Source organism: Brevibacillus sp. BD137, from assembly GCF_041644655.1.
GTDB classification, from domain to species: Bacteria; Bacillota; Bacilli; order Brevibacillales; family Brevibacillaceae; genus Brevibacillus; species Brevibacillus brevis_D.
This window is the reverse complement of sequence record NZ_JAOTNO010000004.1, coordinates 97,543-123,559: the sequence shown is the minus strand read 5'-3', so window position 1 is coordinate 123,559 and position 26,017 is coordinate 97,543. Positions and strand designations below refer to the sequence as shown.

Here is a 26,017-nt window from a genome sequence, read left to right as displayed (position 1 = left end):
CTCCTCTATCCGCGTTCCGGTTTCGGTGCGGTAGGCGATTTCCCCAATGCCCGATCATTTCCCATCAGGAAAATGCATACGAGAGCAAGTACAGCAGGAACGAGCGCCCACATAAACGTATTCGCAATCGAAGAAGCAAGAATATCAATCATTTTATCCAAAATAGGAGCCGGAATGGATTCGCGCGCTTCTGGTGTCAAAATCGCTCGTGGGTCTGTAATGGCATTCGTCATCCCTTGACCCCCGAAGGCAGAGAACAAGCCGTTTTCAAACGAGTTGCGTTGCAAGATCCCAAATACGGTGATCCCCAATGTCATCCCCAATGAACGGGAGAAAGAGTTCGTCGAGCTGGCCGATCCTCTTTGACGCATATCAAAGCCATGAATTGCTGAAATTCCCAAGGTGGAGAAAGAGAAGCCCACGCCAAACCCTGCAATCACCATATAAAGTGTAACGATTGAACGAGAAATCTCAGGCGTCAGTGTACTCAAAAGAAAAATACCTGGGATGAAAAAGACTGCGGACAGAAGCATAATATTGCGGAAGCTGGTCTTCGTCGTCAGAAATCCACCTAGCTGGCTACCAGCAACCGAGCCGAGCATCATCGGTGTCAACAGTAATCCGGCATTCGTCGCTGACCCGCCATAGACCCCTTGGATAAAAATCGGCAGGTAAACTGTAGAGATAATGAAAGCAGCTCCATACAACAATGCAACCGCATTTGTCGTGGCAAATAACCGCTTCTTGAACATGGAGAACGAAATAATCGGATCAGATGCCCGCTTCTCGACAAATAGAAAAATCACAAACAACAAGAAAAAGGAAGAGAACAATCCAATAATCTGCATCGAATCCCACGCGTATTGATTGCCGCCCAGCTCAAGTGCAAACATCAGACTCACTACCGCACCGACCAGCGTAATCGCTCCCCACCAGTCAATACTCTGCTTGCGGTATTCCAGCGACTCCTTGTAATACATCGAGATCAACCAGAGAGAAACAGCACCGATCGGTACATTGATGTAAAAGATCCAATGCCAGCTGACATATTCGGTAATATACGCACCCAGCAAAGGTCCCAATACGCTGGACGTACCGAATACAGCTCCGAAAAGTCCCGTCATCTTACCACGCTTCTCCGGAGGGAATACGTCAAAAATAATCGTGAAGGCAATCGGCATCAGCGCTCCGCCGCCAATCCCTTGAATCGCCCGATAAATGCTCAACTCAACGATGCTGTTTGCCGTCCCACATAAAATAGACCCTAACAAAAATACGATGAGACCAAATACGTAAAAACGTTTTCGCCCATACATATCGGAGAGTTTACCGAATATCGGCATCCCCGCCATCGTAGCGACCATGTACGCTGATGTCACCCAAACAAACTTATCCATGCCGCCCATCTCACCGACAATCGTACCCATAGCCGTCGCGACAATGGTATTGTCCATGGAAGCCATCAGGAGACCTAGCAGTAGCCCCGCTAACACCATATTCACTTTACTTTCTCTTGCAATCATTGCTTCGCCCTCCTGGGTGGTTAAATCAAAGTACTATACGTTATTATATTCAAATTTGACTACATATCAAAAAGAAATGCTCCTTTTTCTCGGAGCATTTTTTTCGGTTTATTATCGCCCGAACGGTGACGGGCTGAATGGAGATAGCTGCTGGGCTTGATTGCCCTTCCACATTTTATACGCCGCTTCCGACATCGGTTCTACAGTCGGTTTGATCTCTCCAGTGAATGGATTCTTGTTATAGGGCAGGTTAAACGTCCGTGTCCCGTCGCTCTTACGCATCAAAGAACCATCTGACAGCTCCACCCAACTACTTCCTGGTCCTCCATCGTCTACGACATAGAGGCCGTTATCATCCCAAGCCGGATACGTTGGCACAGTTTTTACCGGAGGGCGCGTAGTCTGTTTCTTGACTGGTTTTGTTGAGGTTTTCGTCTTTTGTGTTTTCTTCTTCTTCGGTGTGCTCGTTTTAGCAACTGCTACCGCTTTTGTTTTTGGCTTCAATTCGCTTTGTTTTTGCGCCGACGCTGGGGTAGGTGCTGATACAGCTACAGGCTTTTCAACCGGATAAGCGGAAACGTTAGCAGCGCGAGGGCCTTGATTAGCCAAATCCATAGCAGGCTTGGCAGTACCTGCTTTTTGTGAGACAGATGCTGTTTTTGTATCCGTTCGTCCATCTGTTTTTACCGCGTGAATTAATGTCGGCCACAAATAGGCGTTGAAGCCTAGTAAAGCGACCATCGAAGCAATACCTACAATTTTTTTCATAATAAGGGCTCCTATGACTGAATGATTAGGAAATAGAGCAATGACTTCTGGCCTATATCAAAATTTTAGTCGATTGGAAGAAAAAAGAAAACACCTTACATAAACAAACTCCTTCTCATGTTGGTTTTGAGAAGGAGTTCGTTTTGCAGGAGTTTCTCCCACCTGGATTTTACTTTCCCTTATTCAAACATCTAAGCGATATCCATATCGCGGAATCGTCGTGATTTGCTGCCCGTAGTGCCGAAGCTTTTTCCTTAATCGATACACGAGCGCATTGACTTCCACCTGTCCGACATCTGGGACGTTACCCTCATACAGCATTCGCTCTGGCCAAACGGTCAACATAATTTCTTCAAAACTAACGGCCTTGTTCGCCTTTTGGTAGAGAAGCTTCAGCAAATCCATGTCTTTTCCGGTTAAAGGAAGTCTTGTTCCGTCGATACGAACTTCTCGTCTCTCCAAATGAATTTCCAAACCTGGCAAAAGCGACGCATTCTTCGGCTGCGCGAAAGGGAGCTCTACCGTATCGTCCAGTCTATTGACATCTCGTAAAAAGACGAGCTCAGCTACCCCTTTTGACAAGCTTATTTGATCCCCGTGACAAAGAATGTGAGAGGAGTAATGAAGCGGGGTCCCGTTTACCTCTGTGCCATGCTTGCTTTCCAAATCGATAATTTTGTAATCGTTCCCGATCCTTTGAAAGGCTGCATGCATTCTCGAAATGTACGGACTGGAAAAGGTAATGTCCAGTTGAAAACTAGCCCCCCTCCGCCCGATTGTACAGCGATCCTTCGTGAGATATTTGCGCGTGGCAACTTGGCTAGGGTCCCCTTTTTTTACAAGTAAGTATGCACCATTATCTATCATCTGGTGATCACCTCACGTGTTGATCGATTACGGTTTTGCAGCCGTCAGTGCGTCAACAACAATCTTGGTAGCTTCAGCAATGAGCGCATCATCATAAGTAGCGTCCTGCTTATCTCTGCTAGACAGCACGGCAATGACAATCGGCTTTTTATTCGGTGGCCATATGATACCTATATCGTTTCGCGTTCCGTAGCTTGCTGCTCCCGTCTTATCTCCGACAATCCAGTCTTTAGGAACGCCCGCTCGAATCAGCTTGGCTCCCGTCGTGTTGCCTTGCAGCCACTCGATAAGAATCTTCTGCTTGTCAGACGACAGCGCATTCCCTACCGTATAGGCTCGGAGGCTCGTTGCAAGTGCTTTCGGTGTGCTTGTATCGCGAAGATCTTCTGGCTTAGCCTCATTCAGTTCCGTCTCATAGCGCTCGGATTTCGTAACACCATCACCAATCTCTCTCAGAGCTGATTCAAAGCCTTTCGGGCCACCCAATTCTTTGAACAACAGATTTCCGGCTGTGTTGTCGCTATAGCGAACTGCGGCGTCTGCAACCTCGCGAAGAGTCATCCCGGTCGCTACGTGTTTTTCTGTGATCGGTGAATAAGTAACGAGGTCGTCCTTGGTGTAGGTGATGACTTTGTCGAGCTCTTCCAATGGTTTCTGATGCAAGACTGCACCTGCGGCTAAAGCCTTGTACGTAGAGGCAAAAGCGAATCGTTCATCTTCGCGATAAGCAACTGCCAAATCTGTTTCGGTGTCGATCGCATATACGCCGAGCCTCGCACCAAACTGTTTTTCCAGTGCAGCGAACTTTATATCCATTGCAGATGCGGGCGTTTCCGTTTTTGCGACAGGCGTTTCAGCAGAAGAGCAACCAGCAAGCGTGAGAAGCGTGAGAAATATTGTTTTCACTGTGAATCCAAACAGTCTCGATGTGTAAACTTTCATGGATGACAAACCTCTTTCTTGGAAAATTAGTTGAAATACTACGTATGTAATACCGTACTACATTTGTAATCAATTGAATTCACAACAATATTACACGTGTAATCCACTAGTGTCAATCTCCTTTTTCTTGCAAAGCTTTTGAAAAAAAAAGACGCCCTTTCAAGCAAACTGGATAACCGGAATTGGTTTTTCCAAGTCAGCTTGAAAGGGCGCACTTTATTTTTGGTGAGGATCGGTCGATGATTGTTTCGCATCCAATATGGAACGCAGCTCCTGAATCTCCTCGTCCGATAAAGATTCCTTCTGAATGAACTGAACAAGCATTGATTTTAGAGCCCCGCTGTAAATCCGCTGTAGAAATGACTGCGCCTCAGCATGCTGGCATTCGTTTTGGGAGTACAACGGATAAAAGGTATAGACTCTTTGGTTTTGATTGACGCCAACAGCATTTTTTTGAACCAAACGATTCAAAAGAGTGCGTACTGTTTTTGGGTTCCAATCTGTTTGACTTTGCAAGGAGGAAATGATTTCGTTGGCCGTCAGCGGCGATTTTTCCCATAGTACGTTCATGACTCGCCATTCCGCTTCTGAAATACTTGGCATGGATGTAGACACTGAAGTCTCCTCCTTTCGAAAATAATGACTGTAAAGAGCAAAAGCTAGTAGAGACCTTTCGCTTTCAAAATAGACATGGTTATTTCTGCTGCTTTAGCTCCATTCGCGTCAGCTTCGTTTTGTATATTGGTAGCAAAGAAGTAGGTGCCTTCCTCGTTCTCTACATACCCGACAAACCAACCGTTGACATCTTTTTGATTGACGGTGCCCGTACCTGTTTTCCCGGAAAGAATCGAGCCCGCCTTTTTCGATAACCGAATGGAGTCTTTCACTGTCTGGATATTGTTTTCTTGAAAGCCAAGCTGGTTTGTGTAGAACGCTTTTAATAATTGTACCTGCTCCACCGGAGAAATCTTCAAGGAAGATTCTATCCAATATTCGCCGATTCCACCAGATGTATTGGAATTCCCGTAGTTCAATTGTTCCAGAAAAGCTTGAATCATATCCGGAGAGATGCTATGATCCATCTCTTTAAAATACCAGCTCGTGGAGTTTCTCATCGCTGTAAATAGATCTTGATCCCGGTTCCACTGCTCATATGGATAGTGGATTCCATCCCATTTTAGCAGGGAATCTTCTCTCGAAATCACACCGGTCTCCAGACCAAACAAGGAGAGAAAAATCTTGTAGGTGGAGTTGGGTGAAACTCGTTGTGTGCTTCCTGCCTCGTTATAAATCCGATACTGGTCGGCTTTCAAATCATATAAGACAAAACTGCCTTCAAAGCCACGGAAATAGTTGTCCAAATCCTCGTAAATGGTTCGATCATCTTGAAAATGATAGCGGCTGCGATCGTCGGCTAAAGCCGAGCCAACTAAAACCTGACTGGCAACCAATACGACCACCGTGGAAAAAATGACTGTACTTTTCAACTGCAACAGCTTTGATTCTGCCTTGTGGGACGCGATTTTCTGAATTCGTTTTTTAACTGCCTTCTTGGAGCCATTTAGCTGATTGGCAAAAACGACATTCCCAGCTCCACTTTCTTGATCCAAAAACTTAATGATGGTATGACCATATTCCAAGTAATTTCGCTTGTCTAAAAAGTTCAATACAGCTACATCACAAGCAATTTCACGGTCCACCCTCATTTCCCGAAAAGCCAACCAAACCAATGGATGGAACCAATACAAAAGCTGATACACGACGGTCACATAGTTCATGAAGATATCATGGTTTTTTTGGTGCATCAGTTCATGCAAAAAGATATACTTCATTTCGTTGATCGACAGCCATTCATCAAAATGACTGGGAAGGACAACATACGTCTTAAAAACGCCAAACGTCATCGGAGATTTGACCTGATTGGATTCAGCTAGCACGATATGCCGCGTTATTTTAACATCCTTCTTGCATTGTTCAAACAGATCGATGACTTCTTGATTGGTGATCACAGATGCAGTCCGCTTGATCTGCTGGATTTTTAACCAGGCTGATATGGTGAAGGAAGCACAAGCGATCATCCCGACTACCCATATGCTGACGAAAATCGTAGAAAGGGAGTCTGGTGTATAGCGACTTACCGACAACGATAAATCCTGTACCCAATTCGCATTTTCAAACGTAGGAGCTTGTGCAGCGAACGTCGAACTGCCAGCTTCATTACGCTGAATCATCCCTGAAGCAAAAATATCTCCAAAATCAAAAAAGGATTTCGGGATGAAAACTGGCGTCAAAGAGACCAACAAGAGAAACCACAAATTGTACTTCCATTTAGCTGACAAGTGGGAGCGAAATACTTTTCGAATCAAGAAAATTAGCGCGATCGTGCAGGAAGAAACGATCAAGCTTATCACCACATGATTGACAAACATGCTTCCTGTCTCCCTCCTTACTTATCCAGGATAATCTAGATAAAAATAGAATCCGTATCAATTCTGAGCAGCAGGAACGCTCTGCAACCTGACAGGATTCTTCACGTCGATTAGCACAATTAGCTTCATTATGTCAAAAACGAGATCACGATACAAGCTATCGTCAATTGTAGAAAAAGGAAAACACCTTCTTTACAAAGGTAAGAAGGTATTTCTTAACCTGATTTAGTTTGTTTTCAAAACATCGTGATCGACGTAACGTTCGCCATTCATTTCGCTGATGACATTGATTGCAACCTTGGCGCCATCACCAGATGTAATAATCGTATGTACGCTTACTCCCGCGCACGTACCTGCTGCCCAAATTCCTTCGATGTTCGTCTTCCCTTGTGCATCGACATCGACAACGGTTTTGATCCTTGGTTCTGTGCCTTCTTTGGTTTTTACCCCAATCGCTTCTGCCAAAGTCACGAGCGCTCCAGTTGCAAGTATCACATGCTTTGCCTCAAAGCTACCTTTTTCCGCAGTCTCTACGAGCAAGCCTTGCTCTGTTTTGGTAATGTTGCTAACTTGATCGGCTACCAGCTCCGCACCGAATTTCGCTGCTTGCTTTTTACCGATCTCAATGAGATCTGGGCCGGAGATTTCCATGATGCCGTAGTGATTTTCCATCCACGCGCGCCTGGTCATGCTTTTGTCATTATCAATCAGCAACGTCTTCTTCCCTGCTTTTGCAGCAAACAACGCTGCACTACCTCCTGCCGGGCCTGCTCCAATAATTACGATATCAAACAAAGAAATCTCTCCCTTCCAAAATAACTTTCACAACATAATTATATACTAAGTATTGTAAATGTGGCAATATCTTTGATAAGTTTATGCTGTCTATAAGAAAAATATTTATTATGATTAGGGTAAGAGAATGAAGTTTCAGATAAAGAACATGATCTAAGGAGTGAATCCTATCGAACTTCGAATAGGCTTTGTGATCGGGCAAAAATTGGATTTGAAAAGAATCGACGAGATTTTATACACCCATGAAAACAAGCAAGCTGCATCTTGTAAGGTCGTATTAGACTATATGGAGATGGACCCAGATATTTTCTTAAGTCGTCCCTTTTCCTCCACAGAAGAGGTACTCATTAAAGATCCCGAGCTCCTTAAAGCTGAACTTTCCCAGTTGTATGATTTTGTATGGGTTGAAGTATTAGGGTGTATTGAGAGACATGGGCACCCTTCTGTCACTATCTCTGATACAGAATATGAAGGAAAGCTAATCCATACGTTAGACAAAAGAATGTTCATCTTTTTACGAGACATCATAAGTGACGATTCAGGAATACAACTTCTTGGGAAAATCTGCCACCTCCCAAAACCATTACAATGGCTCGTCCTCCCAAAAACAGACGGAAAAACTCCACCCCCAGACTATATTCTTGACGAGATGGAGCAATGGGTTCGCAAATTGATTGCATACAAGGTAGATGAATAAACAGGAAAGGGCTATCTCAAACGTCTTGTAAACGGACAATGAGACAGCCCTCTTCTTTTACGAAGGTCTCGTAATCCAGAAGCGACGAATGACCAATCCATCGTCATCTGCACATTCTGACTCAAAAACGCCCCCGTTCTTCCGAATCGTTTTCTCCGAAGCAACATTATCATAGTCGCAAATCACCAATACTTCGTTTATACCCAACTCGCTCGTAATAGGTAGGGCTTGCGCTAAAATTTCCGTCGCATATCCTTTGCGTCTCTCAGATGGCCGGATTCCATATCCGATGTGCCCGCTGTTTTTTCGTAGACGCTCGTTGAGACGATGCCGAATATTCACCGCCCCCACTATGCGTCGCTCTTCATTCATGAGCCAATACGTCGAATGAGGAACATAGCCATCCGGAAGATTTTCCTCGCTGCTCTCACCCTCCAGAAATTCCAGATACGCAGGAAAATCATAAGGCTCCCGATCCACCACCCACGGTACGATAGGCTCTCCACTTTCTTTCCACTCTTCGTAAAAGGAAATATACTCTGCTTGAAGTTCTGCACAAGGCTTCGTTATATAAAGTTGCCCAGCCATCGACTTCACTCCCCTTGCACATTTTGACGTAAAATTCTTTCTATTATAGCTGCAAGATGAGAGTGTTACCAGTTTTCACCTTCTTAAATTACTTCCATTGGTTGACGAAAAGTCGCGTAGGAAGAAGCGCATTTCCAGTCCTAGCGCCTCAGGAGCCCAACTCAGCTTCGGAAAAAATGGCGGGGAATTTCAGCTTCACTTATGGAATACTTCCTCGAAACTTCAACGTTTGAAGCGCTCCCGCCATTTTTTCCGAAGCGGACAGTCAATCCCTCTTGCGGGGCGTAGGCCGAAGCGTAGACTGGAAATGCGCTTCTTCCCTCCACTACCGCCACTTCAAAAACAAAAAAACGCGGCACAAGCAACGAATCGCCTGTGCCACGCTCTTAACTGATTAATATTTGTTAAACAACATGATCCAGAGGGAACCTGCAACGATTGTAATTACAATCACAAGTCCAAGAATCAATGTCTGTACGTTGTAGCGTGGTTTTTCTCCTTCGCGGATGTGCATGAAGAAGACCAACTGAATTACGAACTGCAAGACCGCCATTATCAAGATCGCAATCATGGTCGCCGTTTTACTCAAAATCGAGTTCATGACCAGCACGAGTGGGATAATGGTGAGCACGATCGACAGGATAAAACCGATTACGTACTCTTTCATCGATCCGTGACTATGATGTCCGCCTTGGTTTTGATGTTGTGCCACCTTACATCACCCCCATCAAGTAAACGACTGTGAAGAGGAAGATCCACACAACGTCAAGGAAGTGCCAGTACAAGCTAAAGTTGGTAATTTTGCGGCGAGTAACCGCAGAGATTCCACGACGCTTCAGCTGGATCATCAACGCAGTCATCCAGAACAGACCAAGCGTTACGTGCAATCCGTGTGTACCAACCAGTGTGTAGAAAGCGGACCAGTAGCCGCTAGTCGCCATGGTTGCGCCTTCGCTCATCAAGTGCATAAACTCAGTGACTTCCAACACTACGAAAGACAGTCCCAAAAGACCAGTTACAGCCAGCCAACCAATCAGTTGTTTGACATTGCCTTTGTTCATTGCCAGAACAGCAAGACCACTGGTAAAGCTACTTGTCAACAAGATAAAGGTTGAAGCAATAACGCCTGGCAGCTGGAACAATTCTTGTCCAGTTGGTCCACCAGCAAAACTATTCATCATTACCGCATAGGTTGCAAACAACGTACCGAACAACACGCAGTCTGTTACAACGAAAATCCAAAAACCGAGAACCTTTAGTTGCTCATGCTCTTCATGATGGTCGTGGTCGTGGCCGTGACCATGGTCATGATTCGTAGCCATCGTTACACCACCCTCCCCAGTGAAGCCTCAGTGCGACGCACTTCCTCCACCGGTACGTAATAATCCGTGTCGTATTGGAAGGAGCGTGCCCACATGCATGCGAATACGCCAATGAATCCAATAACGGCCATCCAAACCCATCCAAATGTGAAACCAAAACCTACGAGGAACCAGAAGTTCGCCATGATAAACGGAATTCCAGAGTTCTTCGGCATATGAATCGGCTCCAGTTTGGCCGGTTGTTCTTTATAGGTGCCATTTGCTTTTGCTTCTTTCGTTGCCCACCAGTCATCCATTTCTTTCACTTGTGGAACAACAGCAAAGTTGTAGAACGGTGCAGGTGATGGAATCGACCACTCCAGTGTACGACCATTCCATGGATCGCCTGTCGTGTCGCGCTCACCATGCTTGATGCTGTAAGCGATTTGCCATACTTGGAAGATGAAACCGATACCCATCATGAATGCCCCAACAGTGGATACCAGGTTCAGGTCTGCCCAACCGCGATCCCAACCGTACGTGTAGTAACGGCGAGTCATACCCATGAAACCGAGCGCGTATTGCGGCATAAAGCACACGTAGAAACCAATATTCCAGAACCAGAAGCCCCATTTGCCCAGTTTCTCGTCGAGCTTGAAACCGAACAGTTTTGGCCACCAGTAGTAAATACCAGCCAGGTAGCCGAACACTACCCCACCGATCAATACTTGGTGGAAGTGGGCAACCAGGAAGTAACTGTTGTGATACTGATAGTCTGCCGGAGCTACTGCCAGCATTACCCCTGTCGCTCCACCAATTACGAAGCAAGGGATAAAGGCAATGGTCCACAGCATTGGTTGTTTAAAGGATATCCGACCACGGTACATTGTAAACAGCCAGTTAAAGACCTTAACCCCGGTCGGGATACCAACAATCATCGTTGATATCGCAAAGAAGGCGATAACACTTGCGCTCGTACCCATTGTGAAGAAGTGGTGAGCCCATGTAAAGAACGATACAACGGCAATGATCATCATCGCCCAAACCATTGATTTGTAGCCGAAAATCTTTTTACGTGAGAACGTAGCCACGATTTCAGAGAAAATACCGAAAGCTGGTACTACTACGATATATACCTCAGGGTGACCCCACATCCAGATGAGGTTGAGGTACATCATCGGATTACCGCCGCCGTCCATTGTGAAGAAATGGGCACCTGCGAAACGGTCCAGGAACAACAGAGCCAATGTTACAGTCAAAATTGGGAAAGCGAAGATAATCATAATGCAGCTGGACAATACGGACCAGCTAAACAATGGCATTTTGGAAAGCTTCATGCCAGGTGCACGCATTTTGAGAATCGTTACGATAAAGTTAATCCCTGTCGCCAAACTACCGATACCGGAGATTTGAATCCCCCAAATATAGAAGTTCTGACCTGGTCCAGGGCTGAAATCATTTTGTGACAGTGGCGGGTAAGACAACCAACCAGCGTCTGGGGAGCCCCCGATTACGAACGAAAGGTTGAACAGCATCGCACCGAGCATAAACAGCCAGAAGCTAAGTGCGTTCAAGAACGGATACGCTACATCTCGAGCACCGAGTTGAAGCGGTACTACCATGTTAAACAAGGCAAACATCATCGGCATCGCCATGAACAAAATCATGATCGTACCGTGAGTCGTAAAGATGGCATTATAGTGATCCGAGTGCAGGAATTCTACGTTCGGGAATGCCAGCTGCACGCGCATCAGCAGGGCGTCAACCCCACCGCGGAACAGCATCAGAAGCGATGCGATCAAATACATAATACCAATACGCTTATGGTCAACTGTAGTCAACCATTCGCGCCACAGCCAACCCCATTTTTTATACTTAGTCAGAACGAATACGATCGCAACCATGGTCAGTACAATCGATACGTCCGCACCGTAAATCAGTGGGTCACCTGTTACAAAGAACGTGGATGCAAAATCCTTAATGTTCTCCCACACGTGGTATTCCTCCTCCCTCTCGCCTAGTGGTTCATACTGGAATGATTCATTCCAGGCATGTTGTGCGATTCAGTCTTATGCTGCATATGCTGCATATTTAGCGAAGTCTCACTAGAAGACTTGTCACCTGCGGGCGCAGGGTTTTTCTCCATCACATAGTCCATATCGTGACCATGACCATATTTCGCAACGATCTCTTCAAACATACCTTCTGGGAATGCAGAGTACGTAAACTTGTCTGTCACGCCAGGCTTGCGAAGCTCTTCATAATCTGCCTTCGTCATAGCTGGAGTCGTACCTTTTACTTCTTTTACCCATTTATCGAACTCATCTTTTGGTTTTGCCACTACATCGAACTGCATTTTGGCGAAACCTTCACCTGAGAAGTTGGAGCTAAATCCAGCGAATGTACCTGGTTCATCTGCTTGCAGATAAAGTTCGGTAGCCATTCCCGCCATCGCATAAATCTGTCCACCCAATTCTGGAACCCAGAAAGAGTTCATCGGTGCATCAGCAGATACCTGGAAGCGAATCGGTACGCCTGCTGGAATCTCCAGATGGTTAACAGTTGCGATATTTTGTTCTGGATACGTAAACATCCATTTCCAGTCCAAAGCCGTAACCTGAATGGTCATAGGGGCAACTTCTTTATTCGGGTTCTCTTTTAACACATAAACATCACGGACAGTAAAGTAACCCAGCAATGCAACGATAACGATAGGAATAATCCACCAAATTACCTCTAGGGTTGTACTGTGTGCCCACTCCGGCTTGTAACTTGCTTTATTGCCCGGTGTATCCCGATAGCGGTATACAATGAAAGCGGTAAGCGCAATAACCGGAACGATAATGACAGCGACCAATATCGTGGAAATAATAATGAGATTGTACTGCGTTTCTGCTACAGGTCCTTTTGGATTCAAGACGAGGTATTCGCTACCACAGCCTGTCAGCAGAACGGTGCCCAACACTGCCAAGATCCAAAACTGGATATGCCTCAGCATTTTTCCTCCGCTCATTCTCCTAATCCCTCCTAGTCACAAACAACGAGCATGTAATACTTTGGATGTCGATAGTGCAGTCACTCTCTATGGAGAGGTCTCGAACGAGGTTTTAGAAAACCTTCTTTCTTCAACGTGCATTCACACGTATCGAGAGTTCCTCACAATAGATTTTTCAACACAAGTGAACTTCACTATTTGCCGCATATACATACTATCAGAGTCTACGAGATTTTGTACTCGTTTTTAACGACGTTCAATATTTCGTAGCTTTTCTGTTACAAAGTGTTCACATTGCAGTCACGAGTTGATCATATTCTTGTTAGGATTCCCCTCTAATGATTCCCACCACCCATTTTTGGTCATTACATCCAATTCTAATTGTCAAGATTTCTTTTTCACTTTTAATAAAAAAACAAAAAAAACCGCCAGCTTATTTCGCTGACGGCAATTTTCCGTATAAATAAAAAACCTCTCATTCATAATGAAGAAAATGAGAGGTACTATGGGACTATTTTTAACTAACTTAGGCGTCAGTTCTTTTTAGTGTCATTAAGCGAAACACCGTGCTCATAATGAAGATATTCATGCCAGCGATCAAAAATCCGATCGACACCATCAACGGCAAGTTCTCCGATCTGAAATCGCTTGCAGTGAAAGCCATAATAACAGCACCGACGAATAATACTGTCCAAGCCATCCATCTTAACACATCTGCTGCTTTTCGATCGTTATTCATAACACAAAACCCCTATCATCATAGATTTTTTGCGTGACCGTTTCTGTTTTATGCTCCTATTGTAACATAATATTCACTTGTTGTTCATATTTTGTTCATTTTTTTATAAAAAATTTGTCAAAACTTTTTTCATAAACCTATTGGCTATCGTATTGTTACAAATTTACTTTGTGTCACAAATGTGAAAGCGTTATTGTTATAATGAATACAGTAAACGTTTTCATACATGTATAGCATCTTGATCTGTCATCGAAGGTGGTTTGCCCATGGTTCATACTCCAAAAAAAGCCCGCATCAGCCTCTTGACCCAAATGGTTCTGCTCATTTCCATCGTTGTCCTGATCAGCATGGGGATAGGAACTGCCTTATTTTCCTTCATATTAGATGACATTTTGGATCGTTATATTGGGCAGCAAGCCATGACGGTCGCCAAGCTATCTGCCATGAACGAACGCATCATCGCAGCCTTTGAGACCGATCACCCTTCCAAGGTGATTCAACCGATAGCCGAAACCATTCGGAAGGAAACGGGCGCCAGCTATGTGGTGATTGGAAACAAGGACGGTATTCGGTACTCCCACTACGACCCAAAACAGATTGGATTACCGATGGGAACAAGCAATGACCCCGTCTTTTTAGAAAACCGCTCGGTCATTTATCGAGGGACAGGCATTTCTGGTCCAGCCATCAAAGCGAAAACACCCATCGTCAACAAGAAAGGCGAGACAATCGGAGTCTCCTCTGTCGGCTATGTCATGAGTGATGTAGAGAAAAAGGTCGCGGAATACAAGGAAAGGGTCGTCGCCTTATCTCTAGTGCTGCTGGTTATCGGAATTATTGGTGCGATCATTATTGCCAGACGAGTCAAGCGGTTGATCTTTGGTCTGGAGCCAGAGGAAATCTCATTTTTGTTTACGGAAAAAGCAGCTATTCTTGAATCAATTCACGATGCTACGGTAGCAGTCGATATGCAAGGACGTGTCGTCTCGATGAATAAACGAGCACGTTCCCTTCTCCAAGAGGATTTGGCCGTAGGGAAATCGATCGCTAGCCCGCAATTGCGCGACATCATTCATTCTGTCAATCGAAATACGCAAGAAATGAACTACAAAATTTTGCTGGGGCACGAGATTTTTATAACCGACTACTCTCCTATTTTGAGCAACAATGAAATCAGAGGCGTGGTCTTCACATTTCGTCCAGAGTCTGAAATCGAGCAACTCACTGAAGAAATTACGAAGATCAGTTCTTTTTCGGACAATATGCGTGCACAAAATCACGAATATTTAAATCGTTTGAACACCATTTACGGTCTCCTCAAGCTAAAAGAGTACGACAAAGCAATCGAACTCATCACCGATGAAGTAAAGGAACGGCAGGATATTCTCGCCTTCATTATGAGTTCAGTCAAAGAGCCCTTCATCGCTGCTTGTCTGCTAGGGAAAATCAATCGCTCCAAAGAACTGAAGGTATTACTCGAAATTGATCCGGACAGCTATTTGGGAAATGTACCTGACAGCTTGGATACAAAGGTATTGGTCACTATTCTCGGCAATTTGATCGACAACGCGATGGAAGCTGCACTCGAATACAAAGGCACTGACGCATTGGTTCACGTATCCTTCACTGATTTAGGTGGCGATATCATTTTTGACATCGAAGACAATGGACATGGGGTATCAAAAGAATTGGAGCCCCGCATCTTTGAAAGCGGTGTCACTACGAAATCAGGTGAAAATCGAGGACTCGGTTTGGCTATTGTGAAAAACGCCATCGAGCTATTAGAGGGGCAAATCTCACTCGGAAAAAGTGATCTAGGCGGAGGGCGTTTCACCGTTGTCGTCCCCAAGAAATGGGACAAAGCAAGTAGTGAGGAGGCAATCCACAATGTCTGAGAAACTTATTACCGTCATGATCGTGGAAGATGACGAAATTGCAGCTAGAATCTATGAACAATTCACAAGTAAACTGGAAGGATTCCAGATTATTGCCACGGCCACGACAGGAAAACAGGCACTGGAGATGCTTCACGTCGTTACGCCAGATGTGCTGCTTCTGGACATTTATTTGCCGGATATGAACGGGATTGACTTGTTGCGTGAAGTACGGAAGCATTTTCGCGGGATCGATGTCGTTATGATCACAGCCGCAAACGATGTGGAAACGGTGAGAGAAGCGATACGTGGCGGTGCATACAGCTACATCATCAAGCCGATCATGATCGATAAATTCATGTCTACCTTGGAGCAATATGCAAATACGAGACATCAGCTTCAGCAGCATACAACCATTGATCAAACAGCGGTGGACAAGCTGTTCACGAAAGCCGCACACACTCCTGCTACCAAAACCGTTGGAACTATCACCTCGCTCCCGAAAGGCATCGACAAGCTGACATTAAAGCTGATCCGGGACAAGATGCAGGAGACCACCCAAAGCATGAATGCCGATGATCTGGCTGCACTGGCTGGCATGAGCCATTCAACCGTGCGCAGATACCTCGAATTTCTCGTCTCTATTAATGAAGTAACTGTCGAGACGTTCTATGGAACCGTCGGACGTCCGGAAAGAAAATACCGCTGGGTTCCACAAAAAACAACCAAATAAAGCCTAATGGCAAAAAGAAGAGGGAAGCTTCATTTATGAACCTGAAGCTTCCCTTTTTCTTTTCTTGCTACCGTTTGTGTCGCACCTGGACTCTTCTTTTCCCGAAACATCGTGATGATGGCAACGGCTGCGATGATCATGACAGCAGCAATCAAGGTTTGGCTTGTCAATTGTTCATCAGCGATCAGCCAGCCTAGAAATACTGCGACAATCGGGTTCACATAGGCGTACGTGGCGACCAAGGAAGGCTCTGCATTTTTTAAAAGCCAAATGTATGCTGTGTAGGCGACAATGGAACCAAATCCAACTAAATAGCCAAAAGCAATCCAGGAACGCAGAGTGATCTCCGATAGGTGCAGCTTCGTCCAATCGTCGAGAAACAGCGAAGTGATCCCCAGCAAACTCCCTCCGATGATCATTTGCAAGGCTGTCGCCATTACCGGTGATGCAGGGAGCTTTGCATTTCGCGAATACAACGATCCCACTGCCCAACTGATTGAGGCAAACAGGAGCGCAAAGATTCCGACGGTATCGATCCCTTGATTGCCTGAGCTCTCGGGATGGACAACAAGCACTGCAATCCCCGCCAAGCCAAACAGGATTCCTCCCATGACTCCAACCGTTGGCTTCTTCTTGCTGCCACCAACCCAGTTGAAAACGAGAATCCATAATGGAACGGTAGCGATCAACAAGGACGCGATTGCTGATGGTACCTTGAGTTGCGCCCATGCAACTACACCGTTACCTCCGAGAAGCAACAACGCCCCAACAATTCCGGCCCCTCTCCATTCTGCTGCACTGGGCAGCCCTGCCCCTTTCCAACGCCCGATCAAAAACAGGATCGATCCCGCCAGAAAAAATCGCGCCCCCGCCATAATAAAAGGTGGCATCGATTCAATCGCGATCTTCATTCCGAGATAAGTGCCTCCCCAAAACAGGTAGACCGCTAGCAACGCAATCGTAACGCCAAATAATTTCGAATCTTTTTTTCCTGTCATTGTGTTTCCACCTTGGTTGTCAAATTTCTTTTCGGCCATCCTCGTAGATCGTCGACAAGATGAAAGTCGTAGAAGTTTCCAGTATTTCATTATACTGGACCATTTCATCGATCAGATTGGTGATATCTTCTGGTGACGTTGCACGTACTTTTAGCATCATGCACCACTCTCCCGCGAGCCGCTGGCATTCCATGATGGTCACGTTCGGTACCTGAACGCTCATAATCTTTGCTGTGATTTCTTTGAAGTCCTGACATCTTGCTTTGACAAAAATCAATACCTTCAGCCTTTGCTCTAATTTTCGCCAGTCAATGATGCCACGGTATCCCTTGATCACACCATTTTTTTCAAGCTTGGCAACCCGTTGGTGAACAGCCGGTCGCGAGATGTGCAGCAGCTTGCTGATTTCCTCATGAGATATCCTTCCGTTTTCCTCGAGCAATTGAACAATTTTCAGGTCAACCTCATCCATCACATACCTCCTGTGGTTATAGTAGCATATTTTCCTTCATATAGACTATTTGTACTCTATATTGTCCGAATTCGAACGAATAGTAAATACAGAGCAAGACATCCCAAAAAAATCATGCCAAAAACCGTCGTGAAAGCACCCTACTCATTACGAATCGTTACTTAGGTACCCACACAAAAAAGAACAAGCCCCCGCTTAATTGTAAGCGGGGACCAGCTTAGAAGCATCGTCCTTATCATTCTGGTTTCTCAAACAATGCCATCCACTCATCAACTTGGATGGAAACGACTTGCTCTCCAACTTTTTCAACCGCGAAGTAGGCTTGGATTTCCTCATCAGCACTTGCGATATGCGCGGTTACTTGCTCAACCTGCTCCTCAGTCTCAGTCGTACGTCTGACCCAAGTCGCATACGGGAACGTCTTTTTACGGATACGCGAATGACTCTCCACCAGCCCCTCTTGCTCAATCCACGTTACCCATTCGGAGCGTGAGTAGCTTCGTACATGACTGTGATCCCGAAGTTTCTCCAGCGTATTCACAAATCGGTCGAGCTTTTCATCCTCTGCTGCGATATTGTCGATCAGCATGAATTTTCCACCCGGCTTCAGAACACGCGCCACTTCTTTTACAAACGCCTCCGGGTTCGGGAAGTGATGAGCAGCGATTCTGCACCCGACTGCATCAAAGGATTCACTCAAAAACGGAAGTGCCTCCGCATCCGCAACCACATAAAAGACATTGCTTGTGTGAGATTTCAGATGGTTTCGCGCCGCTGCAAGCATCGGCAGTGTCAAATCAGTCGCAAAGACATGACCGACATGTGGAGCGATTGCCTTGGTAAGATGACCGCCACCCGTTGCCACATCGAGAAACACCCATTCCGGCGATGGATTCAGCCAAGGCGTGAGGAGAGCGAGATCCTCTCCCGTAGCGTGTGTCTGGCTGTTCACATACTTTTCAGCATTCGCACCAAACTGCTGTTTGACTTCCTCTTTGATCCTTTTGTCATCGCGCATGAGAATTCGCCTCCTATTCTTCGTTCACGATTACTTTCTTCCCTCTCATTTTCATGATCAAGGGAACGGTGATCCAGAGAACCGCAATGATGAGGAACACCAGCGATACTGGCTTTTCAAAAAAGATAGAAAAATCACCATTGGACGTCGTCAGCGCTCGTCGTAAATTGTTTTCAATCATCGGACCCAAGACCAAGCCAAGAACGAGTGGAGCCATTGGAAAATCGTTTTTCGCCAAAAAGTAACCCACGAGTCCACAGAGCAGCAACAAGACCAGATCAAAAACAGAGACACGGACCGCGTATACACCAAACACCGAAATAGCAACGATCATCGGGATCAAATATTTAGGCGGTGTCTCAATCAGCTTCGCAAACACCTTTACGAGCGGCATATTGAGGATCAAGAGCATCACGTTTCCGATGAACATACTAGCAATCAAGCCCCAAGCAATGGTCGGATGATCCTCAAATAAGAGCGGACCTGGCTGCACATTGTACATAATCAGAGCGCCCATCAATACCGCTGTCGTCCCTGTACCCGGAATTCCCAAGGTCAAAAGTGGAATCATCGCCCCGCCAGATGCTGCGTTGTTTGCCGACTCTGGAGCCGCTACCCCAGCAATTGCTCCTTTGCCGAATTTTTCAGGCGTTTTACTGATTTTCTTTTCCAGCAAATAAGCGAGGAAGGATGCCAGTGTTGCACCAGAACCAGGAACAATTCCTTTAAAAAATCCAACCAGTGATCCACGAAGAATCGGTCCAGCACTTTCCTTCAAGTCTTCCTTGGTCGGTATGATTCGGGAGATTTTGGCGATCTCCCCCTCATTCACATCGCGTTCGAGGATCGTCTTGAACACTTCTCCAAGCGCAAATACCCCTACGGCGATCGTCAAAAATTCCAAACCGGAATAAAGCTCGGGCATATCAAAGGTAAAACGCGCCACGCCAGATACATTGTCCAGCCCGATCGTCGCGATCAATAAGCCAAAAACCGTCATCATCAATGCTTTGGTCACAGACTTGCCTGCCAGCCCGCTCAGTGCACATAACCCCAAGATCATCAGCGAAAATTCATCTGCCGGACTGAGCTTGAGCGCTACTTCAGAGAGTGGCTCTGCCAAAAATACAAGACCGATAAGCGAGACAAGTCCTGCAAAAAATGAACCAATCGCGGCGATGGAGAGAGCAACTCCGGCTCTTCCCTGCTTCGCCATCGGGTATCCGTCCAGTACGGTAACGACAGAAGATGACTCACCCGGTGTATTCAACAAAATCGAAGTGGTAGAGCCGCCGTACATCGCCCCGTAGTAAACCCCTGCCAACAAAATAATGGCGCTGGTAGCCGCTGCTTCTGGTGGCAGTCCACTCGTCAACGAGGCTGTCACCGGAATCAACAAGGCCACGCCGCTGATTGGCCCAATCCCTGGCAATACCCCAACTACCGTCCCGATCAAGACACCCACAAATGCAAAAATGATATTTTGCCATTGCAGGGCAGTGGCAAATCCGTTCAGCAAATAATCAAATGCACTCATTTCATCCACCTCCTACAAGCCTAACCATGTTGGTAAACCGGGCAATGTGCCATCGAGAACTTCCACGTACAACAAGTAGACACCGAACGAAAATGCACCGGAAATGATTACGCTGTTGAGCCACTTCCCTTTCTGCATCGTCTGGAATCCAACGAAAAGGAACAGGAAGGTACTGATCACGTAGCCGATTTCCTCCAAAAGCAATACGTACAATAATGCCCCGACCAGAATGATGAGGAACCGTTTGTAATCGAGCTTTTCCTTCTCTTTCTTGCCCTCTTGCTTGTATGTAAATGTCTCATAAAATAATCGCAGGCTGAGCAGGATCAGAAGACTTCCGAGTCCCATCGGAAAAATGTTTGGCCCTACATTGCTGCCGTAAGCACTCGCCGAGATGTTTTGGCTCCCGACCACAAAGGCTACGCCCAACACGAGAAAAATCAGACTGGCGAAGCGGTCAAATGTTTTGCTCACGTATGTTTCCTCCTGTTCGTTCCAGAATCCAGAATGAAGGAGGAGAAGAATCGCTCCTTCTCCATCCCCCAGCAAACCTTTTTATTTCGCCATTCCGAGCAAGCCCAGGATTTCCTTGAACATTTTTTCTTGCTCACCCAGGTAGCTCTTGAAGTCTGCACCGTTTTTGTAGCCATCGTCCCAGCCGTTTGCTTCCAGCTCTGCTTTCCACTCAGGAGTCTCTGTCATCGCTTTCAATTTTTGCTCCCAGTAAGCAACAGCATCTGGCGTCATATCTTTTGGCCCAAATACACCGCGCCAGTTGATCAGCTCCGTGTCATAACCGGATTCTTTGTACGTGGGGATATCCTTGAACATTCCTTTCAAGCGCTCAGGGGAAGAAACACCCAGAATTCTGACCTTGCCGGATTTCAAGTATTCACCCGAACCGGATACATCTGTTGCCAGTACGTCAGCATTGCCACCCAAGAGAGAGGCGATCGCTTCCCCGCCACCATCGTAAGAGATGTATTTCACTGATTTCGGATCAATTCCCGCTTTGACAGCTGGCATCAAGAAGGTCAAGTGATCAAGCGAGCCAGGAGCAGAGCCGCCTGCAACCGTTACTTTGGTCGGATCAGCTTTGATTGCATCTAGTAACGATTTCAGATCCTTATATGGAGAATCGGCTGCTACGACGATCGCGCCGTAATCTTTCGTCAATTGTGCCAACGGAGTCATATCCTTGTAGGAATGCGGGCTATTTCCTTCTTTTTTCACATTGTTAATGACGATTGGGGTAGAGGGAAGCAGGAGCTTGTAGTTGTTTTTCTTGTCCTGCGTTACGAAATCAGCCAAGCCTACTGCCTGTCCGCCACCTGGCTTGTTTTCGACCGAAATGGTCTTGTCTACTAGCTTCGTTGCTGACATCACCTTTGCGAGGGAACGCGCTGTTTTATCCAAGCCTCCGCCTGCGCCCGATGGTGCGATAACCGAGATAGGCTTTTCCGGGTAGGTAGAAGCTCCTCCAGAGGATGCTGTCTGCCCACCGCCGCCTCCACAGGCTGCGAGGCTAAGTGCCATTGCCGTAGTGAGGAGTACTCCGCTCCACTTTGTCCATTTGTTTGATTTTTTCATCTTTATGACCCCCTCTGTTGATAGCGTTTTCAATTAAGGTAAGGAGATCATAGCATCCGATGAAAACGCTTCCTAGTTTGTTCAGATAATTTGGATAAAAACCATATTTACGATTATTTTCATTTTTTTTACGTCAAAAAAACCTGCCGTTCCGATCTGGGAACGTGCAGGCCTTGCCATATATTTGACTGTAAAACTGCGTCAAGCGCTGGTCTCCTTTGGCTGTTTGATCCTGCTGTGGTAGTTGGTCCATGCACGTGCGCCGAAGGAAAACAGTGTAAGGACAAGGACCAAGCGAAACAGATGAAACGCCGTTACTAGGAGCGGATCGGCTCCTGTCGCCAAGGCAGTCAAGCTCATTTCGGCAAGACCACCTGGCACCGTAGCCAGAATCGCCGTTACGATATCGGATGCAGTGACGTAAGAAATGCCGATGGCAAGCACAATCACCATGACGAACAAAAACAAGGAATGCATGAGACCAAACAGAAAGAATCGGCGATTTTTCACGATGTCCTCTCGTTTGAAGCCAAGACCGATGCTGACCCCGATGAATATTTGGGCCCCTTGGACCAAGATGCTTGGCAACGCAGGACTCTCTCCCACAAGCGATGTATTCATCGAAATCAAAGCGGTCACGAGCAAGGCACCTAGCAAGAACGGAGCGGGTATATAACAGCGTGACGCAATCAGCGCTCCAATGAGACCAGCCACTAGGATCATGACTGTCTGCCCAATCCCCAGCACGTGTTCTGTCGTAGCCGTCTGTATGGCAGCATGCGTAGGTAGAAATGCCACGAGATAAGGGGTACAAAGCACGACGCTGATCGCACGGATCGAATGAAAAATCGTAATGACTTGTTGATTTCCCCCCGCCATTTGCCCCACCGACACCATTTCCGATAATCCACCGGGAATATTGCTGAATATCGCCGTTATCCCGTCAACTCTGCAAATCTTATAAAAGATCCACGCGTTCACCAAACTGATCAAGATGGTCAAAATCGTGGTGATGAGCATCAAACCGACGTGCCCCGTCATCGTATCGACGATTTCAGATGTCATTCGAAGACCAAGGGTAATCCCGATCACTGTCAATCCTGCTTGACGAAACCAACGGGGAATCCAAAGATTTTTGACCCCAAGCATATTACAGATAACTGTCGTAACTAGCGCTCCGAGTAGCCAAGGAAGTGGGCTGTGAATGGTAGCAAACAGCCAGCCTCCCAGTGATCCGAGCAGCAATGTAAACAGAATGCGTAGCAGCATAAGCGTTCCCTCTCCTACTATCCGACGTTGTATGAAGCTTCTAGGGTGGGGGTACACCTAGTGTAAATCAATTGTTCTCGCAGAAAAAATACAAAATGGTTATCGTTAGCGATTCCTTATGTGAATAATAAAAAACTGCTGGCTCCCCTTCAGGGAATTCCCAGCAGTTCCTTTTTCCTTGCTTAATCGATGAATGCAATCTCACCCTGCTCTATAAAGCGCACAAATGCCTTGACCATTTGCAATTCCATCGAGTCGGCATGATAAAACATCCAGGTACTTCGCTTGATCGGCTCTCCCTCAGCTGTGGTCAGCTCAATCATGTGCAAATCGTCTTTGCCATTCAGCACGCCTCGTGGAAGGATGGCGTACCCCAAACCGTTTGCTACCATTTCACTGCATGTATCCGCCTTGTCGACCTCCATGCCGATCAACGGCGGTTGGGAAAATCGTTCCGTCCACCAGCTGTCCACTAATGCCAGTAGCATGGGATCCGTCTCATAGTCGATTCGCGGCAGGGTGGGCAGGTCGTCGATCTGAATGGGTTCCGTGGAAACGACATAGACCGATTCCTCGAACAATAAGTGCTTTTGGTCGGACCAGTTGTAGCTTCCCCGAACGAAGCCTACGTGCACGTCCTGATTATACACAGACCTGTAGACGTCTTTGCTCCATCCGGTCATTACCTTGTACTCGACGTTTGGATAAGCTTCCTTGAACTTTTTCAAGATCATCGGGAGCTTGTACCTTGCAAAATAGTTGGAAACCCCGAGCCGGAGCGTACCATTGACCTCGCCGCCCATGTTCAAGACATGCTCCTTGATATTGCGCAGTCTGAGGAGCATTTCATCCGCACATTTGGCCAAGTACTCGCCTTGAGGAGTGAAATGAACGCCTCTACTCCCCCGTTGCACGATCTGTACGCCAAATTCTTTTTCAATCTGCCGTAGTCTTTTCGTCAGCGCAGGCTGGGACAAATACAAGCTTTCGGCTGTCTTTGTAATGTTTTGTTCCTGGTACAAGGTTTGGAGAATGTACCAATCGCGATATTCCATAGCTATAGTGTCTCCGCATGGTTATTTGTCACTTCTTTATTTATCACATTTTTCTCCTTCCTTTTCAAATAGTTTCCAATCACAATAACCAGAATTGCCAATGCTACTGGCAAAATCATATGCAGCGAAGGCATTACCCCCTCCAGGAAGCTGCCAACTGCTTTGTCTCCTACAATCATTTCTCCTGCTGTATATCCGAGCAGAGCCGCCCCCAATAATACGATGATGGGAAAACGGTTCATCAGCTTCATCAGTAACTGGCTTCCCCAAATGATAAGCGGAATGCTGATGGTAAGACCGATGATAACCAAAACCAGATTCCCGTTCGCTGCCCCAGCTACGGCGATGACATTGTCCAGACTCATAATCAAATCGGCAAAAATAATGGTTTTGAGTGCCTCAACAAAACTCGCTCCCCCACCTATGTGACTGTCCTCATCTTCACCTTTTAACAGCTTGACCGCAATCCAGATGAGCAAAAGCCCTCCGACGACTTGGACAAACGGAATTTTCAACAGCCAGATAGCAATGAAGGTCAGGATGATCCGAAGTCCGATTGCACCGAAGCTCCCCCAAAAAGTAGCTTTCTTCTGCAGCTCTGGACTCAGGTTGCGACAGGCAAGAGCAATCACAACTGCATTGTCTCCGCTCAAGACCAGGTTGATCATAATAATTTGAAGTAAGCTAAGTAAGTATTCTGTCATGATGTCTCCTCCAAAATTTCTGATACTGACAATAATAGACCTATCTTTTCATTCGTGCAGTATTATTTCTATTATTTGCATATATTTTTTAGGAATAGAAAAAACCTGTCATTCGAAGACAGGCTACTTCTTGTATCCATACACAGAATAATCCGCCCGCACTTTTCGAATCGCTAGCCAAACCGGCAATCCTCTCGCTACCCAACGCAGGGCGGACATAATATTTTGTTCATTTTCAAACTGCTCGACAATGATGACGGTCTTTTCATTGATGTACGTCTGTAGCTCCTCCCACCCCATTGCTGAATAGCGATCATTTCCGTACGTTTTCAACGCCAAAAAGTCTTCGCGTTTTGGGTCCTTCAGTTGGAGGAGATGCTGAATGGCTCTCGCGCATTCGGGGTGAATGGTATTATTCATGTTGTCATGCCTCACTTTGGTACGGGATGATTTTATGTTAAACGATTGCAGAAAGCTTCGCACGCAAATAAAAAAGGCCATCATCACTTTGGTAGGATAACGACCTTTTGTGCTTCTGTTGATTCAGTTTTTCTGCTCTCGTCTTCGTCGTCCGTTGTCTCATGTCAGCGAATGCAAAGATACTTCTGTTGAGCTCTGGGTTTCTTTTGCCTTCACGAGCCAGTTTTTCCCGCTGCTTGCGTGCTACGCTTTTTGCCATTGTCTTTCACTCCTTTTTAACTTGAATACCGTCCTTGGTGTTATCATAGAACGCTTCCTGCGTTGTTGCAACGAAAATAGTAAAATTGCCTACAACTCTTGTCCACTCCTTTTTCTCTCCCATGAATAGGATAGATTGACAGGAGGTGTTGAGACTCGATGAAAAACAAAAGAATCACCGCGAGACGCGTGGAAAACCAAGTGTATTCCAATCGCGTTTTGCGCTCTGAATTCGATCGCAACTGGCGTACGGTAATCTCCAGAAGTGGTTACGTTATTTATATTGCAACAGCGAATCGGGCAAAAGTCACTGTACTGCTCTCAGATGGATCTAGGAAATTGCTCATCTTCAGACAAGGTGGAAGAGTCTTGGTTGGCGGTGGGGGTACCAGTCATTATAGCAAACCACACATTGCAAGAAATTTGTAAAATGTGGGAAGCGCCC

Annotated in this window: 28 protein-coding genes; 4 read left to right on the top strand and 24 right to left on the bottom strand. The window is 46.2% G+C overall.

Translation table 11 applies throughout. From position 1 onward, the window contains the following. Window positions 1-5: 5 nt before the first annotated feature. The 7 genes from ODZ53_RS10610 to ODZ53_RS10580 all read right to left on the bottom strand — a co-directional run bounded on the left by ODZ53_RS10610 (window position 6) and on the right by ODZ53_RS10580 (window position 7,324). A complete protein-coding gene (locus ODZ53_RS10610) occupies window positions 6-1,523 on the bottom strand; it encodes an MDR family MFS transporter (RefSeq protein ID WP_372676903.1) in 1,518 nt (505 codons plus the stop codon). Between the two features lie 111 nt (window positions 1,524-1,634). Next, a complete protein-coding gene (locus ODZ53_RS10605) occupies window positions 1,635-2,291 on the bottom strand; it encodes a hypothetical protein (protein ID WP_372676902.1) in 657 nt (218 codons plus the stop codon). A 183-nt stretch (window positions 2,292-2,474) separates the two neighbouring features. After that, window positions 2,475-3,158, bottom strand: coding sequence for an FHA domain-containing protein (locus tag ODZ53_RS10600; protein ID WP_372676901.1), 684 nt, complete (start codon window positions 3,156-3,158; stop codon window positions 2,475-2,477). Between the two features lie 27 nt (window positions 3,159-3,185). Beyond that, a complete protein-coding gene (gene blaBBI, locus ODZ53_RS10595) occupies window positions 3,186-4,100 on the bottom strand; it encodes a BBI family class A beta-lactamase (RefSeq protein ID WP_372676900.1) in 915 nt (304 codons plus the stop codon). Window positions 4,101-4,316: 216 nt separating this feature from the next. After that, complete coding sequence (blaI, locus tag ODZ53_RS10590; protein ID WP_372676899.1) at window positions 4,317-4,715, bottom strand: penicillinase repressor BlaI; 399 nt, start codon at window positions 4,713-4,715, stop codon at window positions 4,317-4,319. A 44-nt stretch (window positions 4,716-4,759) separates the two neighbouring features. Beyond that, window positions 4,760-6,529: a BlaR1 family beta-lactam sensor/signal transducer gene (locus ODZ53_RS10585; protein WP_372676898.1), complete on the bottom strand. Its 1,770-nt coding sequence runs from the start codon at window positions 6,527-6,529 to the stop codon at window positions 4,760-4,762. A gap of 225 nt (window positions 6,530-6,754) precedes the next feature. After that, window positions 6,755-7,324 (bottom strand): FAD-dependent oxidoreductase, encoded by a 570-nt coding sequence (locus ODZ53_RS10580; RefSeq protein WP_372676897.1) that lies wholly within the window; start codon window positions 7,322-7,324, stop codon window positions 6,755-6,757. Between the two features lie 160 nt (window positions 7,325-7,484). On the opposite strand from ODZ53_RS10580, the gene ODZ53_RS10575 reads away from it, so the two are divergent. Next, on the top strand, window positions 7,485-8,021 hold the full coding sequence (locus ODZ53_RS10575) for a hypothetical protein (RefSeq protein WP_372676896.1): 537 nt from the start codon (window positions 7,485-7,487) through the stop codon (window positions 8,019-8,021). Window positions 8,022-8,078: 57 nt separating this feature from the next. Here the strand turns inward: ODZ53_RS10575 and ODZ53_RS10570 are convergent, their stop codons facing one another. From ODZ53_RS10570 to ODZ53_RS10545, 6 genes are all read right to left on the bottom strand, one after another. Continuing rightward, window positions 8,079-8,609, bottom strand: a complete 531-nt coding sequence (locus ODZ53_RS10570) for a GNAT family N-acetyltransferase (protein WP_372676895.1) — start codon at window positions 8,607-8,609, stop codon at window positions 8,079-8,081. A 394-nt stretch (window positions 8,610-9,003) separates the two neighbouring features. Further along, window positions 9,004-9,321 carry a cytochrome o ubiquinol oxidase subunit IV gene (gene cyoD, locus ODZ53_RS10565; protein ID WP_372676894.1) on the bottom strand — a complete coding sequence of 106 codons (318 nt, stop codon included), beginning with the start codon at window positions 9,319-9,321 and terminating at the stop codon, window positions 9,004-9,006. Between the two features lies 1 nt (window position 9,322). Further along, complete coding sequence (gene cyoC, locus ODZ53_RS10560) at window positions 9,323-9,931, bottom strand: cytochrome o ubiquinol oxidase subunit III (protein ID WP_372676893.1); 609 nt, start codon at window positions 9,929-9,931, stop codon at window positions 9,323-9,325. 2 nt (window positions 9,932-9,933) lie between these two features. After that, window positions 9,934-11,904 carry a cbb3-type cytochrome c oxidase subunit I gene (locus ODZ53_RS10555; RefSeq protein ID WP_012684921.1) on the bottom strand — a complete coding sequence of 657 codons (1,971 nt, stop codon included), beginning with the start codon at window positions 11,902-11,904 and terminating at the stop codon, window positions 9,934-9,936. Between the two features lie 23 nt (window positions 11,905-11,927). After that, window positions 11,928-12,923, bottom strand: a complete 996-nt coding sequence (qoxA, locus tag ODZ53_RS10550; RefSeq protein ID WP_012684920.1) for a cytochrome aa3 quinol oxidase subunit II — start codon at window positions 12,921-12,923, stop codon at window positions 11,928-11,930. Window positions 12,924-13,431: 508 nt separating this feature from the next. Further along, entirely contained in the window at window positions 13,432-13,644 is a 213-nt protein-coding gene (locus ODZ53_RS10545; RefSeq protein ID WP_041749283.1) for a hypothetical protein, read from the bottom strand. 266 nt (window positions 13,645-13,910) lie between these two features. Between ODZ53_RS10545 and ODZ53_RS10540 the strand changes: the two genes are divergently transcribed. Both ODZ53_RS10540 and ODZ53_RS10535 read left to right on the top strand, forming a co-directional pair. Continuing rightward, entirely contained in the window at window positions 13,911-15,539 is a 1,629-nt protein-coding gene (locus tag ODZ53_RS10540; RefSeq protein WP_372676892.1) for an ATP-binding protein, read from the top strand. Next, window positions 15,532-16,251 carry a response regulator gene (locus ODZ53_RS10535; RefSeq protein WP_372676891.1) on the top strand — a complete coding sequence of 240 codons (720 nt, stop codon included), beginning with the start codon at window positions 15,532-15,534 and terminating at the stop codon, window positions 16,249-16,251. The genes ODZ53_RS10540 and ODZ53_RS10535 overlap by 8 nt, the downstream gene beginning before the upstream one ends. Window positions 16,252-16,280: 29 nt before the next feature. On the opposite strand, the gene ODZ53_RS10530 is transcribed toward ODZ53_RS10535, so the two are convergent. The 11 genes from ODZ53_RS10530 to ODZ53_RS10480 all read right to left on the bottom strand — a co-directional run bounded on the left by ODZ53_RS10530 (window position 16,281) and on the right by ODZ53_RS10480 (window position 25,573). Continuing rightward, the gene (locus ODZ53_RS10530; RefSeq protein ID WP_372676890.1) at window positions 16,281-17,249 is read right to left on the bottom strand and encodes an EamA family transporter; all 969 of its coding nucleotides are present in this window, start codon (window positions 17,247-17,249) and stop codon (window positions 16,281-16,283) included. Between the two features lie 19 nt (window positions 17,250-17,268). Then, the gene (locus ODZ53_RS10525; protein ID WP_372676889.1) at window positions 17,269-17,721 is read right to left on the bottom strand and encodes an Lrp/AsnC family transcriptional regulator; all 453 of its coding nucleotides are present in this window, start codon (window positions 17,719-17,721) and stop codon (window positions 17,269-17,271) included. Window positions 17,722-17,956: 235 nt separating this feature from the next. Further along, complete coding sequence (locus tag ODZ53_RS10520; RefSeq protein WP_372676888.1) at window positions 17,957-18,739, bottom strand: class I SAM-dependent methyltransferase; 783 nt, start codon at window positions 18,737-18,739, stop codon at window positions 17,957-17,959. 13 nt (window positions 18,740-18,752) lie between these two features. Continuing rightward, entirely contained in the window at window positions 18,753-20,276 is a 1,524-nt protein-coding gene (locus ODZ53_RS10515) for a tripartite tricarboxylate transporter permease (protein ID WP_372676887.1), read from the bottom strand. A gap of 12 nt (window positions 20,277-20,288) precedes the next feature. Further along, window positions 20,289-20,750, bottom strand: a complete 462-nt coding sequence (locus tag ODZ53_RS10510) for a tripartite tricarboxylate transporter TctB family protein (RefSeq protein ID WP_064201734.1) — start codon at window positions 20,748-20,750, stop codon at window positions 20,289-20,291. Window positions 20,751-20,831: 81 nt separating this feature from the next. Next, on the bottom strand, window positions 20,832-21,866 hold the full coding sequence (locus ODZ53_RS10505; RefSeq protein ID WP_142495243.1) for a Bug family tripartite tricarboxylate transporter substrate binding protein: 1,035 nt from the start codon (window positions 21,864-21,866) through the stop codon (window positions 20,832-20,834). 201 nt (window positions 21,867-22,067) lie between these two features. Continuing rightward, complete coding sequence (locus tag ODZ53_RS10500) at window positions 22,068-23,135, bottom strand: AbrB family transcriptional regulator (protein WP_372676886.1); 1,068 nt, start codon at window positions 23,133-23,135, stop codon at window positions 22,068-22,070. Between the two features lie 182 nt (window positions 23,136-23,317). After that, window positions 23,318-24,190 (bottom strand): LysR family transcriptional regulator, encoded by an 873-nt coding sequence (locus tag ODZ53_RS10495; protein WP_199930140.1) that lies wholly within the window; start codon window positions 24,188-24,190, stop codon window positions 23,318-23,320. Between the two features lie 2 nt (window positions 24,191-24,192). After that, the gene (locus tag ODZ53_RS10490) at window positions 24,193-24,894 is read right to left on the bottom strand and encodes a TerC family protein (RefSeq protein WP_188067313.1); all 702 of its coding nucleotides are present in this window, start codon (window positions 24,892-24,894) and stop codon (window positions 24,193-24,195) included. Window positions 24,895-25,017: 123 nt separating this feature from the next. Then, complete coding sequence (locus tag ODZ53_RS10485) at window positions 25,018-25,314, bottom strand: hypothetical protein (protein ID WP_007722285.1); 297 nt, start codon at window positions 25,312-25,314, stop codon at window positions 25,018-25,020. Between the two features lie 37 nt (window positions 25,315-25,351). Further along, the gene (locus ODZ53_RS10480) at window positions 25,352-25,573 is read right to left on the bottom strand and encodes a hypothetical protein (RefSeq protein WP_199930139.1); all 222 of its coding nucleotides are present in this window, start codon (window positions 25,571-25,573) and stop codon (window positions 25,352-25,354) included. Between the two features lie 158 nt (window positions 25,574-25,731). Here ODZ53_RS10480 and ODZ53_RS10475 point away from each other — a divergent pair, with 158 nt between their 5' ends. Beyond that, the gene (locus tag ODZ53_RS10475; protein ID WP_064201727.1) at window positions 25,732-26,001 is read left to right on the top strand and encodes a hypothetical protein; all 270 of its coding nucleotides are present in this window, start codon (window positions 25,732-25,734) and stop codon (window positions 25,999-26,001) included. Window positions 26,002-26,017: the final 16 nt, after the last annotated feature.

What these genes read in the sequence shown, in the direction of transcription:
- ODZ53_RS10520 (WP_372676888.1), bottom strand. Translation starts at nt 18,739, where the DNA reads ATGCGCGATGACAAAAGGATCAAAGAGGAAGTCAAACAGCAGTTTGGT.
- ODZ53_RS10485 (WP_007722285.1), bottom strand. Translation starts at nt 25,314, where the DNA reads ATGAATAATACCATTCACCCCGAATGCGCGAGAGCCATTCAGCATCTC.
- ODZ53_RS10610 (WP_372676903.1), bottom strand. Translation starts at nt 1,523, where the DNA reads ATGATTGCAAGAGAAAGTAAAGTGAATATGGTGTTAGCGGGGCTACTG.
- ODZ53_RS10570 (WP_372676895.1), bottom strand. Translation starts at nt 8,609, where the DNA reads ATGGCTGGGCAACTTTATATAACGAAGCCTTGTGCAGAACTTCAAGCA.
- ODZ53_RS10515 (WP_372676887.1), bottom strand. Translation starts at nt 20,276, where the DNA reads ATGAGTGCATTTGATTATTTGCTGAACGGATTTGCCACTGCCCTGCAA.
- blaBBI (WP_372676900.1), bottom strand. Translation starts at nt 4,100, where the DNA reads ATGAAAGTTTACACATCGAGACTGTTTGGATTCACAGTGAAAACAATA.
- ODZ53_RS10530 (WP_372676890.1), bottom strand. Translation starts at nt 17,249, where the DNA reads ATGACAGGAAAAAAAGATTCGAAATTATTTGGCGTTACGATTGCGTTG.
- ODZ53_RS10500 (WP_372676886.1), bottom strand. Translation starts at nt 23,135, where the DNA reads ATGCTGCTACGCATTCTGTTTACATTGCTGCTCGGATCACTGGGAGGC.
- ODZ53_RS10480 (WP_199930139.1), bottom strand. Translation starts at nt 25,573, where the DNA reads ATGGCAAAAAGCGTAGCACGCAAGCAGCGGGAAAAACTGGCTCGTGAA.
- ODZ53_RS10540 (WP_372676892.1), top strand. Translation starts at nt 13,911, where the DNA reads ATGGTTCATACTCCAAAAAAAGCCCGCATCAGCCTCTTGACCCAAATG.
- ODZ53_RS10475 (WP_064201727.1), top strand. Translation starts at nt 25,732, where the DNA reads ATGAAAAACAAAAGAATCACCGCGAGACGCGTGGAAAACCAAGTGTAT.
- ODZ53_RS10545 (WP_041749283.1), bottom strand. Translation starts at nt 13,644, where the DNA reads ATGAATAACGATCGAAAAGCAGCAGATGTGTTAAGATGGATGGCTTGG.
- cyoC (WP_372676893.1), bottom strand. Translation starts at nt 9,931, where the DNA reads ATGGCTACGAATCATGACCATGGTCACGGCCACGACCACGACCATCAT.
- ODZ53_RS10495 (WP_199930140.1), bottom strand. Translation starts at nt 24,190, where the DNA reads ATGGAATATCGCGATTGGTACATTCTCCAAACCTTGTACCAGGAACAA.
- ODZ53_RS10525 (WP_372676889.1), bottom strand. Translation starts at nt 17,721, where the DNA reads ATGGATGAGGTTGACCTGAAAATTGTTCAATTGCTCGAGGAAAACGGA.
- ODZ53_RS10535 (WP_372676891.1), top strand. Translation starts at nt 15,532, where the DNA reads ATGTCTGAGAAACTTATTACCGTCATGATCGTGGAAGATGACGAAATT.
- ODZ53_RS10605 (WP_372676902.1), bottom strand. Translation starts at nt 2,291, where the DNA reads ATGAAAAAAATTGTAGGTATTGCTTCGATGGTCGCTTTACTAGGCTTC.
- ODZ53_RS10585 (WP_372676898.1), bottom strand. Translation starts at nt 6,529, where the DNA reads ATGTTTGTCAATCATGTGGTGATAAGCTTGATCGTTTCTTCCTGCACG.
- ODZ53_RS10600 (WP_372676901.1), bottom strand. Translation starts at nt 3,158, where the DNA reads ATGATAGATAATGGTGCATACTTACTTGTAAAAAAAGGGGACCCTAGC.
- qoxA (WP_012684920.1), bottom strand. Translation starts at nt 12,923, where the DNA reads ATGAGCGGAGGAAAAATGCTGAGGCATATCCAGTTTTGGATCTTGGCA.
- ODZ53_RS10505 (WP_142495243.1), bottom strand. Translation starts at nt 21,866, where the DNA reads ATGAAAAAATCAAACAAATGGACAAAGTGGAGCGGAGTACTCCTCACT.
- ODZ53_RS10490 (WP_188067313.1), bottom strand. Translation starts at nt 24,894, where the DNA reads ATGACAGAATACTTACTTAGCTTACTTCAAATTATTATGATCAACCTG.